Annotated in this window: 11 protein-coding genes; 9 read left to right on the forward strand and 2 right to left on the reverse strand. The window is 66.0% G+C overall.

Features of this window, described 5'->3' with window-relative positions:
• The 9 genes from D3872_RS00825 to D3872_RS00865 all read left to right on the forward strand — a co-directional run.
• Positions 1-853: exosortase C-terminal domain/associated protein EpsI (locus tag D3872_RS00825; RefSeq protein ID WP_119809019.1), on the forward strand; the 853-nt coding region annotated here is incomplete at its 5' end.
• A gap of 25 nt (positions 854-878) precedes the next feature.
• The gene (locus D3872_RS00830; protein WP_119809020.1) at positions 879-2,039 is read left to right on the forward strand and encodes a TIGR03088 family PEP-CTERM/XrtA system glycosyltransferase; all 1,161 of its coding nucleotides are present in this window, start codon (positions 879-881) and stop codon (positions 2,037-2,039) included.
• Positions 2,027-3,931: an XrtA/PEP-CTERM system amidotransferase gene (locus D3872_RS00835; protein ID WP_119809021.1), complete on the forward strand. Its 1,905-nt coding sequence runs from the start codon at positions 2,027-2,029 to the stop codon at positions 3,929-3,931. The genes D3872_RS00830 and D3872_RS00835 overlap by 13 nt, the downstream gene beginning before the upstream one ends.
• Positions 3,932-3,966: 35 nt before the next feature.
• Positions 3,967-5,175 carry a TIGR04063 family PEP-CTERM/XrtA system glycosyltransferase gene (locus D3872_RS00840; RefSeq protein WP_119809029.1) on the forward strand — a complete coding sequence of 403 codons (1,209 nt, stop codon included), beginning with the start codon at positions 3,967-3,969 and terminating at the stop codon, positions 5,173-5,175.
• A complete protein-coding gene (locus D3872_RS00845) occupies positions 5,172-6,356 on the forward strand; it encodes a glycosyltransferase family 4 protein (RefSeq protein WP_119809022.1) in 1,185 nt (394 codons plus the stop codon). Before D3872_RS00840 ends, D3872_RS00845 begins: the two co-directional genes overlap by 4 nt.
• The gene (locus tag D3872_RS00850) at positions 6,353-7,303 is read left to right on the forward strand and encodes a glycosyltransferase family 2 protein (RefSeq protein ID WP_182915631.1); all 951 of its coding nucleotides are present in this window, start codon (positions 6,353-6,355) and stop codon (positions 7,301-7,303) included. The genes D3872_RS00845 and D3872_RS00850 overlap by 4 nt, the downstream gene beginning before the upstream one ends.
• Positions 7,300-8,415: a glycosyltransferase family 4 protein gene (locus tag D3872_RS00855; RefSeq protein ID WP_182915632.1), complete on the forward strand. Its 1,116-nt coding sequence runs from the start codon at positions 7,300-7,302 to the stop codon at positions 8,413-8,415. The genes D3872_RS00850 and D3872_RS00855 overlap by 4 nt, the downstream gene beginning before the upstream one ends.
• Complete coding sequence (locus tag D3872_RS00860) at positions 8,412-9,371, forward strand: glycosyltransferase family 2 protein (protein ID WP_119809025.1); 960 nt, start codon at positions 8,412-8,414, stop codon at positions 9,369-9,371. The genes D3872_RS00855 and D3872_RS00860 overlap by 4 nt, the downstream gene beginning before the upstream one ends.
• 73 nt (positions 9,372-9,444) lie before the next feature.
• On the forward strand, positions 9,445-10,905 hold the full coding sequence (locus D3872_RS00865) for a lipopolysaccharide biosynthesis protein (protein WP_119809026.1): 1,461 nt from the start codon (positions 9,445-9,447) through the stop codon (positions 10,903-10,905).
• 6 nt (positions 10,906-10,911) lie between these two features.
• On the opposite strand, the gene D3872_RS00870 is transcribed toward D3872_RS00865, so the two are convergent.
• A complete protein-coding gene (locus D3872_RS00870) occupies positions 10,912-12,015 on the reverse strand; it encodes a sterol desaturase family protein (protein WP_119809027.1) in 1,104 nt (367 codons plus the stop codon).
• A 146-nt stretch (positions 12,016-12,161) separates the two neighbouring features.
• Positions 12,162-12,864, reverse strand: a 703-nt coding sequence (locus D3872_RS25465) for a hypothetical protein (protein WP_220476846.1), incomplete at its 5' end; no start/stop codon positions are given.

The raw sequence follows: 12,864 nt of genomic DNA on the forward strand, positions 1-12,864 counted from the left end.
GCCGATCATCGCCAACGGCCTGCGCGCCTACATGATCGTGATGATCGGCCACACCAGCGGCATGAAGCTGGCGGTCGGCGTCGACCACCTGATCTACGGCTGGGTGTTCTTCGGCATCGTCATGTTCTTGATGTTCTGGATCGGCAGCTTTTGGCGCGAAGACGGCGACAAGGCGGCCGCGCCAATGCCGGCCGCGGCCCAGGTCGGCACCGGCCATGCACAACTGCTGAAAATAGCCGCCGCCGTGGTGGCGGTCAGCGCGGTGTGGCCGCTGCTGGCCTGGACCATCGACCGCGCCAGCATCAACCCGGCGCCGGTCAGGCTGGACCAGGTCGCCTCCTCGTGGGCGCCGGGCGTGCCGTTCTCCGGATGGGAGCCGCGCTACATGGCGCCGGACGCGCGCCTGGACACCGTCTACCGCGGCGCCGACGGGCATGACGTCGCCCTCGACGTGCTGTACTACCGCAACCAGGAAAACGCCAAGGCCCTGATCAGCTCCGTGAACATCATGGCGGGCGAGAAGGATCCGGCCCACGAAGTAAGCGCGGGACGCCGCAGCGTCGACCTCGGGACCCGCCAGCTGGAAGTGCGCGAACACCTGATGCGCGGCGCCCGCGGCAATTTCCTGGTCTGGCACTGGATGTCGATCGACGGCCAGCCGGTGCTCAACGGCTATGTGGGCAAGCTGATGCAGGCGAAGATGAAGCTGATGCTGCGCGGCGACGATGGCGCCGTGGTGATGGTGTCCGCGCCATATGGCGAGCAGCCGGACGAAGCGCGCGCCGCGATGCGCGCCTTCCTTGCCACGCACATTGGCGCGATCGATGCCGCGCTGGATGCGGCGAAGCGGTGAGGCGCCCCTGAGCGGTACAGAAGCCATGAACGACATTCCGCTGGTTGTGCACCTGATCTACCGCCTCGATTTCGGCGGACTGGAGACGCTGCTGGTCGAGCGCATCAACCGCATGCCGGCCGAGCGCTACCGCCATGCGGTGGTGTGCCTGACCGGCTATACCGACTTTGCGAACAAGATTACGAAGGCCGGGGTGGAACTGCACGCGCTGGGCAAGCAGCCCGGCATGTCCCTTGGCACCCACCTGGCGCTGTGGAAGCTGCTGCGCAAGCTGCAACCGACGATCGTCCATACCTACAACCTGGCGGCGGTGGAATATGCGCCGGCGGCGCTGCTGGCCCGTGTGCCGGTGCGCGTCAACGGCATGCACGGGCGCGATGCAAGCGACCCTGACGGCAGCAACCGCAAGCACAAGCTGCTGCGCCGCCTGATGGTGCCGTTCTACGACTGCTGCTACGCCAATTCGGCCGACATGCTGGCCTGGAGCCGGCGCGTGGTCGGGGTCCCGGAAAACAAGAGCTGCCTGCTGGCCAACGGCATCGACGCCGACCGCTTCAACCGCGAGGGCGCCGCCACCAGCCCGTTCGCTGACGATGCGATCGTGATCGGCACCGTCGGCCGGGTCCAGGACGTCAAGGACCACGCCACCCTGGTGCGCGCTTTCGTCGCGCTGCGCGAACGCATGCCGGAGCTGCAAGGCCGGCTGCGGCTGGCCATCGTCGGCGCCGGCCCGCTGCTGGAGGCGGTGCGGGCCCAGGCCGCGCAGGCCGGAATCGCCGACCTGGTGTGGCTGCCGGGCGCGCGCACCGACGTCGCCGACATCCTGCGCGGCTTCGACATTTTCGTGCTGTCCTCGATCGCGGAAGGCACGCCCGGTTCGGCGCTGGAAGCGATGGCCAGCAGCCTGCCGGTGGTGGGCACCCGCGTCGGCGGCATTCCCGAGGTGGTCGACGACGGCGTGACCGGCACGGTGGTGCCGCCGTCCGACCCGCAAGCGTTGGCCGCGGCCATCGCGCGCTACGCCGCGTCGCCGGAACTGGCGCGCGAGCACGGCAGGGCAGGGCGCGAACGCCTGCAGCGCCATTACAATATGACGGCCATGGTGGCCGCCTACCAGTCGCTTTACGACACGCTGTGCGAACGTAAAAAACAATACAGGAAGGTCGTGAAATCATGTGTGGAATAGTCGGCATTCTTGATACGCGCGGTTCGCGCGAGATCGACCCGGAGCTGGTGAGGCGCATGAACGAGACCCAGCACCACCGCGGCCCGGACGAAGGCGACGTGTACACCGAGCCGGGCGTGGGCTTCGGCCACCGCCGCCTGTCGGTGATCGACATCCTCTCCGGCCAGCAGCCGATGTTCAATGCCGAGGGCGACGTCGGGGTGGTGTTCAATGGCGAGATCTACAACTTCCCCGAGCTGACCGGGGAACTGCAGCAGCTCGGCTATGTGTTCCGCACCAAGAGCGATACCGAAACCATCGTGCATGCCTGGGAAGCCTGGGGCGAGGAATGCGTGCACCGCCTGCGCGGGATGTTCGCCATCGCCGTGTGGGACCGCACGAAGCAGACCATGTTCATGGCGCGCGACCGCCTCGGCGTCAAGCCGTTCTACTACGCGCTGCTGCCGGACGGTATGTTCATCTTCGGCTCAGAGCTGAAGTCGCTGCGCGCCCACCCGGGCCTGCCGCGCGACATCGACCCGCGCGCGGTCGAGGACTATTTCGCCTACGGCTACGTGCCGGAACCGAAGACCATCTACACCAGCGCCTTCAAGCTGGCGCCGGGCTTCTGCCTGACCATCAAAGTCGGCCAGCCGATTCCGCAGCCGCGCCAGTTCTGGGACGTGCCGTTCAAGCTGCACGAGAAGATGACCCAGCGCGACGCGGAAGGGGAGCTGATAGTGCGCCTGCGCGAAGCGGTCAGGATCCGCCTCAAGGCCGAAGTGCCGCTCGGCGCCTTCCTGTCGGGCGGGGTCGACTCGTCGGCGGTCGTGGCGATGATGGCGGGCCTGATGAAGGAGCCGGTCAACACCTGCTCGATCGCCTTCAACCACAAGGACTTCGACGAATCGGAGTATGCGGAAAAGGTGGCGCGCCAGTACCAGACCCACCACCACACCGACACCGTCGACACCGACGACTATGCGCTGCTCGACATCCTGGCCGACCTGTACGACGAGCCGTATGCCGACAGCTCGGCGATCCCGACTTATCGCGTGTGCCAGCTGGCGCGCAAGCGCGTGACGGTGGCGCTGTCGGGCGACGGCGGCGACGAAAACCTGGCCGGCTACCGCCGCTACCGCTATGCGATGGCGGAAGACAGCGTGCGCTCGCGCGTGCCGGTTGCGCTGCGCAAGATGGTGTTCGGCCCGCTCGGCAAGTACTATCCGAAGGCCGACTGGGCGCCGCGCGTGTTCCGCGCCAAGACCACCTTCGAAGCGCTGGCGCGCGACCTGGTCGAGGGCTACTTCCATGGCGTGTCGATCATGTCGGACGCGATGCGCGCCCGCCTGTTCTCGGATTCCTTCCGCACCCGCCTGCAGGGCTATCGCGCGATCGAGGTGATGCAGGGCCATGCTGCAAAGTCGCCGACCGACGCGCCGCTGTCGATGATCCAGTACCTCGACATGAAAACCTACCTGCCGGGCGACATCCTGACCAAGGTAGACCGCGCCAGCATGGCGCATGCGCTGGAAGTGCGGGTGCCGCTGCTGGACCACAAGCTGGTCGAATGGATTTCCGGCCTGCCGCCGGAGATGAAGCTGAACGGGGGCGAAGGCAAATATGTGTTCAAGAAGAGCCTCGAACCTTACCTGCCGGACGATATCCTGTATCGCAAGAAGATGGGCTTCGCGGTGCCGCTCGCGGCCTGGTTCCGCGGCCCGCTGCGCCAGCGCGTGCGCGATTCGCTGCTGGGGCCAAACCTGGCCGCCACCGGGATCTTCAACCTGTCCTTCCTGAAGGAGATGGTCGAACAGCACGAGTCCGGCCGGCGCGACTACAGCTCGCCGATCTGGACGGTGCTGATGTTCGAAGCCTTCCTGCGCAAGGAAATGGAAGGAGCCGCGGCATGAACGCGATCGCCGACCGCCTGCCCTCAGCGCCGCCATTGCGCGTGCTTCACGTGCTGGACCACTCGATCCCGCTGCACAGCGGCTACACCTTCCGCACGCGCGCCATCCTGCAGCAGCAGCGTGCGCTGGGCTGGCAGACCTTCCACGTTACGGGTTCGAAGCAGGGCGTCTCGAACGCGCCTTACGAAATGGTCGACGGCCTCGGTTTCTTCCGCACCGCTGCATCGAGGGGCGTGCTGGCAGGCCTGCCGGTGTTCGACCAGCTGGCGGTGATCGATACGCTGGCCAGGCGCCTGCATGAAGTGGCGCTGGAAGTGAAGCCGGACGTGATCCATGCGCACTCGCCGGTGCTCAATGCGATGGCGGCGCTGCGCGTCGGCAAACGCCTCGGTATTCCGGTGGTGTACGAGATCCGCGCATTCTGGGAAGACGCGGCGGTGGACCACGGCACCAGCCGCGAATGGGGCCTGCGCTACCGGCTGACCCGCGCGATGGAAACCCATGCCCTGAAGCGTGTGAATGCCGCCACCACCATCTGCGAGGGCCTGCGCGCCGAGATCGTCGGGCGCGGCATTCCCGCATCCAAGGTAACGGTGATCCCGAACGCGGTCGACGTCGCCGACTTCCAGGCCGGCGGCGCGCGCGACGAGGCGCTGGCCGCGCAGCTTGGCCTGCAAGGCAAGCAGGTGCTGGGCTTCATCGGCTCGTTCTACGCCTACGAGGGCCTGAACATCCTGCTCGACGCGCTGCCCGCCATGCTGGCGACGAACCCGGGCATCCGCCTGCTGCTGGTCGGCGGCGGCGTGCAGGACGCCGCTCTGAAGGCGCAGGCGCAGCGGCTGGGCGTGGCCGACAAGGTGGTCTTCACCGGCCGCGTGCCGCATGGCGACGTGCAGCGCTACTACGACCTGGTCGACGTGCTGGTCTACCCGCGCATGAAGATGCGGCTGACCGACCTGGTGACGCCGCTCAAGCCGCTCGAAGCGATGGCCCAGGGCCGCCTGCTGGCGGCGTCCGACGTCGGCGGCCACAAGGAACTGATCGACGATGGCCAGACCGGCATCCTGTTCGGCGCCGGCGACCCGAAGGCGCTGGCGCACAAGGTGCTGGCGCTGTTGGCCGCGCCCGAGCGCTGGCAGCAGCTGCGCGACAACGGCCGCGCCTTCGTCGAAAGCGAGCGCAACTGGGCCGCCAGCGTGGAACGTTACAAGGCGGTGTACGCATCGCTGCCACGGACGCAATGAAGATACTGACTTTCACGACCCTGTTCCCGAACGCGGTCAAGCCCAACCACGCGATCTTCGTCGAGACGCGCCTGCGCCACCTGGTCGGCAGCGGCGCGGTCGAATCGCGGGTGGTGGCGCCGGTACCCTGGTTCCCGTTCAGCGCCAAGCGCTTCGGCCAGTACGGCGACTTCGCGCGGGTGCCGGCGGCCGAGCAGCGCTTCGGCCTCGACGTCCTGCATCCGCGCTATCCGGTGATACCGAAGGTCGGCATGAATGCGGCGCCGATGCTGCTGGCACGCGCGGCGCGCGCCACCGTCGGCCGCCTGCTGGACGAGGGCTTCGACTTCGACCTGATCGACGCCCACTATTTCTATCCCGACGGCGTGGCCGCGGTGCGGCTGGGGCAGCATTTCAACAAGCCGGTGGTGGTGACCGCGCGCGGCTCGGACATCAGCCTGATCCCGCAGTACAAGGAGCCGCGCAAGATGATCCAGTGGGCCGCCAGCAATGCTGCGGCCGTGATCACCGTGTGCGATGCGCTGAAGACGGAACTGGTGCAGCTGGGAGCCGACCCGGCCAAGATCACGCCGCTGCGCAACGGGGTCGACCTGCAGCGCTTCCGGCCGGGCGACCGCCAGGCGCTGCGCGGCGAACTGGGGATAGACGGTTTTACGCTGCTGTCGGTTGGGAACCTGGTCACCCTCAAGGGCCACGACCTGACCATCGGCGCGCTGGCGCTGCTGCCCGGTGTGAGCCTGCTGATCGCCGGCAGCGGCGCCGAGCGCCAGCGGCTTGAAGCGCTTGCGCGCGAATTGAAGGTGGCCGATCGGGTACGCTTCCTCGGCGCCGTGCCGCAGGCGGAACTGGGCCGCTACTACGGCGCCGCCGACGCCATGGTGCTGGCGTCCAGCCGCGAGGGCTGGGCCAATGTGCTGCTCGAATCGATGGCCTGCGGCACGCCTGTGGTCGCCAGCAATGTGTGGGGTACGCCGGAAGTGGTGGCGGCGCCCGCGGCCGGCGTGCTGATGAAGGAGCGCAGCGCGCGCGGCGTGGCCGATGCGGTGACGGCGCTGCGCGCCGATTACCCGGATCGCGCAGCGACCCGCCGCTACGCGGAACAGTTCGGATGGGATGCGACCACCGAAGGACAGCTGCGCCTGTTCGGCGGCGTGATCCAGCGCCACGGGAGGCGCCAGTGAACACGCCGCTCGTTTCCGTCATCATTCCCTGCTATAACGCCGAGCGCTACATCGGCGCGACCATCGCGTCGGTGCTGGCGCAGGGCCAGGCCGGCATGGAAATCATCGTGGTCGACGACGGTTCGTCGGACGGCTCGGTGGCGTTGGTGCGGCGCGAATTTCCGCAAGTGCGGGTGGAACAGCAGGTCAACGCCGGCGTGGCGGCGGCGCGCAACCGCGGGCTCGGCATGGCGCGCGGCGAGTGGGTCGCCTTCGTCGACGCCGACGACATTTGGTTGCCCGGCAAGCTCGCGGCCCAGTTCGCGCAAATGGACGCCGTGCCAGGCTGCCGCATGAGCTATACCGCGTGGCAGGTGTGGCCGAGCGCCGCGCCGCTGCCGACCAGCGAACAGCTGGAGCAGCTGGCCGCGATCGCCGGCGACAGCGCGCGCTGGGGCGGCGCCAGCGGCTGGATCTATCCCGACCTGCTGCTCGACTGCGTGGTCTGGACCTCGACCGTGCTGGCCAGGCGCTCGCTGTTCGAGGAAATCGGCGGCTTCGATCCCACGCTGCGCATCGGCGAGGACTACGACCTGTGGCTGCGCGCCTCGCGGGTGACGCCGATCCACCGGGTAGCCCATCCGTACGCGCTATACCGGATCCACCCCGCCAGTATCACCAAGTCCATGCCGACCGACAATTACCGGGCCAAGGTCATCGGGCGCGCGCTGGCCAGCTGGGGCATGCGTTCGCCGGACGGGCGCGAGGCCGACAAGGCCTCGGTGCGCCGCCTGCTGTCGAAGAGCTGGAGCGACTACGCCGGGGCCCACCTGCAGGGCGGCAGCCTGGCGCAGGCGCGGCGCGGCGGCTGGGCCGCGCTGCGTACCGATCCCGGCCACGCGCCGGGATGGAAAGTCCTGATCAAGTCCTATGTCCAGGCGCTGGCGCCATCGAAGGAGAAGAAATGAGCTTAAAAATCGGAATTGTGGCGCGCTGCCTGAATACGGAACACATCCGTGGCATTGGGCGATATGTCTTCGAACTGGTCAGCCATAGCAAGAAACATCCCGACATGCACTGGCGCCTGTTCGGCGACGATCCGCGCTACGGCATGGTGACCCCGGAAGGCGCCAGCTTCGATACGGAGATCTTCAGTTTCCGTGGCGATCGCTTCCAGGCCTGGGAACAGCTGGGTTTGCCCTTGCGCGTGCGACAGCGCGATGTCGACCTGGTGCACTGCACCGAGGGAGCGCTGTCGCTGTGGCAGCCGAAACCGACGGTGGTGTCGGTGCACGACACGCTGGCATGGGAAGAACGCGCAGACACGCTTGGTGCGTACACCTACTGGGAAAAACTGATGCCGGCCGCGCTGAAGAAAAGCGCCGCGGTGGTCACGATCAGCGAATGTTCGCGCACCGATATCCTGAAGCGCTGGCCGTGGCTGGACCCGAAGCTGAGTGTGATCCCGCTCGGCATCGACATGGCATTCTTCAACGACGAGCAGGACAGCGTTCCGCCCGGCCTCGAGCAGCAGATCGGCGGTGCGCGTTACGCGGTCTACCTCGGCGGGCCGCTGAAACGCAAGCGCGCCGACTGGGCCATGGAAGTGCTTGCGGCCAGCAGCCAGAAAGACCTGAAACTTGTCATGTGCGGCTTCGGCAGCGCCGCGCGCCGCAGCGCGGAAGCGGACATGCCGCCGCACCTGCGCGGACGCGTCATTTTTTCCGAATTCCTGTCGGACGCGCAGTTGAGGGCCCTGTACCGGGGCGCGCAGGCGGTGCTGTATCCAACCTTGTACGAAGGCTTCGGGTTTCCCGCGGTGGAAGCGCAGGCGGCCGGGGTACCGGTCATCTTCAGTCCGGTGGGCAGCCTGACCGAGCTGATCGGTCCGCTGGCGATCGTGATGCCGCCGCATGACCGCGAGGCATGGGTAGCCGCCCTCGATGGCACCGCCAACATGGGCGAACAGTTCGCCGAACGCAAGCGCGCCGCTGCGCAATTTGCACGCAAGTTCGCCTGGTCGGAGTGCTTCGACCGGCATAATGAGATTTACCGGAAAGTGGGCGCAGCACAGTCATGAACAGCATCGCGGTGATTATTTGTACGTGGAACCGCAGGGAGTCCTTATGCAAGACCCTGTTGTCCCTGCAGCAGCAGGCGGCGCCGCCCGGCGTGGAAGTCGAGGTCATCGTTGTCGACAACAATTCCACCGACGGGACCGCCGGCGCGGTCGACGGCCTGCGCCCTGGCTGGCGCCTCGGCAGTTTGCGCTATGTGTTCGAACGGCGGCAGGGCAAGCAGTTTGCGCTGAATGCCGGTATCGCGGTCTCCAGCGCGGACGTGCTCGCGTTTACCGACGACGACATCCTGTTCCCGCAGGGCTGGATCGCGGGAATCTGCAACACGTTCGCCGATTTCCGCTTCGACCTGGTGGGCGGCAAGACCTTGCTGGACTGGCCGCCGGGGGGCGCTCCGCGCTGGTATGCCGACAGCATGGCTGCCATCCTCGGCGGTGTCGACCTGGGCGGCGAGCTGCTGGGGTCGCCGCCGGCCGGGTATGCACCGGCAGGCGCCAACCTGATTGCCCGGCGCAGCTTGTTCGACAGGATAGGGCGGTTCTCCGAAGCGCATTTCCGGCACATGGACTACGAGTTCGGGATGCGTTGTGTCCAGTCGAAGCGGGCGGTTGCCTACGACCCGGCGCTGGTGGTGCTGGCGCCGGTCGATCCCCAGATGCTGAGCAAGCGCTACTTCAGGCGCTGGTCGTTCAAGGCCGGCATTTCCGGTCCCGAAGAGGACGCCGCCGGCGTCGCGAAACTGCTGGGCGTGCCGCGCTGGGTGTTCCGCCAGCTGGCCGCCGACCTGCTGGGCTACCCGCTGAACGTGTTCCGGTCGCCGCGCGACGCGTTCGCCCGGGAACTGCGCCTGTGGCGCGCCGCCGGAACGGTTGCCAGCCGCTGGTATGTGCGGCTGTGGCCGGAAAAGTACCCGCAATGGGTCGAATATTATTCACAGAAGAAGAAGAACCTGTATTGATCCATTTCCGAAGCACCGCCCCTGCCGTCCCCCGCCGTCCACCAACTGATGCGCCGGAAAGAGAGATGCATTCATGACGCTCGTACGGAGGGCAATCGTGTTCTCGTTCATCGAGAGCTACCTCGGAATCGCACTGAACCTGGTGTCGTTCTTCGTGCTGGCACGCCTGCTGACCCCGAAGCAGGTCGGCCTGTTTTCCGTCGCCCTCGCCATCATCAGCATTACGCAGGTGATCCGCGACTTCGGCCTGGTGAGCTTCCTGATCCAGAAGAAGGACCTGACCAGCGAGTACATTGCCACGGCCTGGGGCATGGCAATGATCCTCGGACTGGGCCTGTTCCTGATCATCCAGGGGATTGCTCCCTTGCTGGGAAATTTCTACGGCGACCAGAGCCTGGCCAGCATCTCGCGCATCGTGGCGCTCAACTTCCTGATCCTCCCTTTTAATTCAGTCTGCCTGGCATTGATGCGCAGGGAAATGAATTTCAAGGCGGTCATGCGGATCAACCTGGCGGGGGCTTTCCTGTCGACCCTGGCAACCATCGCCATGGCATGGGTAGGTGCGGGCGCCTACGCACTGGCCTGGGGTTCTGTGCTCAACAACGCGATCATCGCAGTTGGCATCTTGCTGGCCGGCGCCTCGGCCCGGCTGCTGAAGCCCCGGCTGGGAAAGTGGCGCGAAATACTGGCCTTCGGCGGTCCGCTGACATTTGCCAATGTGATTACGTCGATCACGACGGATATCAACGACCTTGCGGTCGGCAAGATCATGAGTTTCGACGCGGTGGCGATCTGGAGCCGGGCCCAGGGCCTGATGAACCTGTTCCACCGGGATTTCATGGGGGCAGTGCGCAACGTTGCCTACCCGGCATTTTCAAAGGCCGTCCGCAGCCATGATGCGGTCGAGGCGAAGTTTGTCGCCAGCGTCACCAACGTGACTGCGATCGCCTGGACCTTCTATGGTTTCGCCGGCATCTTCCCGCTGGAAGTGCTGAGGCTGACGTTTGGCCCGCAGTGGGACCTGTCGGCCCCCCTGGTCCCCTTGTTCTGCGTGGCCGGCTCGGCCGCCGCGATTATCAGCCTGGCGCCGACGGTCATGATGGCTGGAGGACACCCGAAGCTGATTGCGACTGCGGAACTAATCATGCAGCCGCTGAAAGCGGCCGCATTGTGCCTTGTCGTATACCTGTATCGCGACCTGCAGCTGTTCGCACTGGCCTACACGCTGGTGGCGGTCATCAGCGTTCCCTACTGGTTCGGCTTCAAGCAGCGCTGCATGCCGACCGATTTCGGCGCGCTCGGCCGGGGGCTGTTGCGCAGCGCCGTGGTGGCGGGCCTGAGCCTGGCGCCCTCGATCGGCGTCACCGTCCTGATGCGCCAGCCGGGCATGGCCTTGCCGCATCCGCTGTTCTTCGGCTGCGCCGCAGCCACCTGCGTCGGCTGGGTATTCTTCATGTGGATACTCAGGCATCCCCTGTATTTCGAGGTGGTGTCGACCCTGGGCGCCCGCTTCGCGCCACGCCGTCTCACCTAAAAACGCTCACTTGTCTGGGGCCACCAGCTTGTGGCCGGACAAGTCCACCGCTGCCTCGCCGGCCGGAGCGGCGGGCTCCGCGGCGGCGGACCTGGGCGCGCGCAGGTGGCGCATGGCCTTGCGGAATGGCGTGATATACAGGGCCGCGACCGAGGAGTAGTCCTTGGGATCGGTACCGGCCAGGCCAAACTGCAGCGATTCGCGCTGGCGCGGAACATAGAGCGAGCGGAACAGCAGATCCCAGATCGCCAGTACATAGCCAAAATTCTTGTCATAGTGCCTGGGGTCGACACTGTGGTGGATCTGGTGCTGTGCCGGGCTGATCAGGATGTGGCTGAGGAAGGTCCCGTACGACAGCCAGATGTGGGAGTGGCGCAGGTGGATGCCGAACACGCGGAAGTAAAAGACAAAGATGTCGATCCCGATCACCGTGAGCGGATCGACCTTGTGGCCGGCGATGGCGGCGTAGGCGGCCGCGCCCAGGCCGCCCAGGAAGGCGCCGACCGCGGAATTGAAGATCTTCTCGACCGGATGCACGCGCAAGACAGTGACCGGGGTCATGACTTCGGCGGAATGATGGACCTCGTGGAAATACCATAGCACCGGGAACCTGTGCATGAGGTAATGCGAAAAGAAGGTCGCGAAATCGATAACGATGAAGGTAATGACCGTCAGGATCAGGGCGTCGGCCAGGGGATTGAGCGACGCGCCGGCGCTGGCCGCGGCCCCGCCGCTCAGGCTCAGCGCGAGTTTGTAGCTTAGCCAGGTGCAGCCGGCAATCACCGGGACATACACGACGCCCTGCAGGGTCAGGTCGATCAGGACATATTTGTAGTCGACGATCGCGGAGCGATGCCGGTAAACCTCGCGCGGGAAGGCGAATGCCCTGAACGAACGGGGCGAGGCTCCCGGCTGGCGCCTCGCCAGCAGATACAGCAAATAGGCGATCGCCATGCTCGACAGGAGGTAGGGCCAGGCGCTGATGGTCCCTATATTGAGCAGCGCATCCGGCACCCCGCCGATCGCCGCCAGGAAGCTGTTCCAGGAGGCGAAAGGGACGGCAAAGTAACTCGCCACCTTGTCGAATAACGCTACGATCTGCTCTTGCATGGTCCCAGCCTCCCTGATGCCGCCATTCCCGTTTTGGTGCACGCAAGATGCGTACCGCGTTTTATATTCTGATGTAAATCAAATGCTTGCGCCGACCGGCATGGCGCCGTCGGCGGCCACTGTCAATTCCACCGACAACGGCGGCGCTAAGTCCGGCCGAGGCCGTCAAGCTGGTCGAGGTAGAGCGCCAGCGGTGTATACCATTGCGTGGACGCACTGAACCTGCGGCTGACCAGGCTGAAGATCGAGCGCGGCATGGCAAACCGCATGCGGATCATCCGGGACGACGGCCGCGACAGCAGCCGCCACGCTACCTTGCGGCCGAAATGCGCGTGCAAATTCAAGGCATTCGGGGCAGCCGACGTCTTGTCCTCGAACGGCAGGTGGGCGTAGCCAGGATAGGCGCGGGCAATGGCGTCGCTGTGGAAGGTATGGTCGAGCAGCATTTCCGCAGGCAAGCCAACCAGGAAGTCGTACAGGTCGTGGTCGAGGTAGGGAGCGAAAACCGTGGGCACCTTGCCAAGCAGGCCATAGGGGACGAGGGCGATTTCGCGCCGCGTCCGGTTCCAGAAATGGAAGGAACCGATGGCGTTCGGGCTGTCCAGGTGACACGCCAGTTCCGGCGCGAGGCGCTCCAGCGCACACTCGAGGCTGGTACGCCTGTACAGGCCGGGCGACAACAGCTGCCTGAGTTTTGCCTCCTCATGCCCGAGCAGGTGGTGTCCGATGGACCTGGTCGATCCCGCGTCGAACAGCTTCAGGCGCGCTTCGTTCAGGAACAAGCCCGCCGATAACACGTCGCCGGCGATCCCGTCGTAGACACGCGCTCGCTGGACTGAAGCCTGCGGC

Source organism: Massilia cavernae, from assembly GCF_003590855.1.
Taxonomy (GTDB): Bacteria; Pseudomonadota; Gammaproteobacteria; order Burkholderiales; family Burkholderiaceae_D; genus Telluria_A; species Telluria_A cavernae.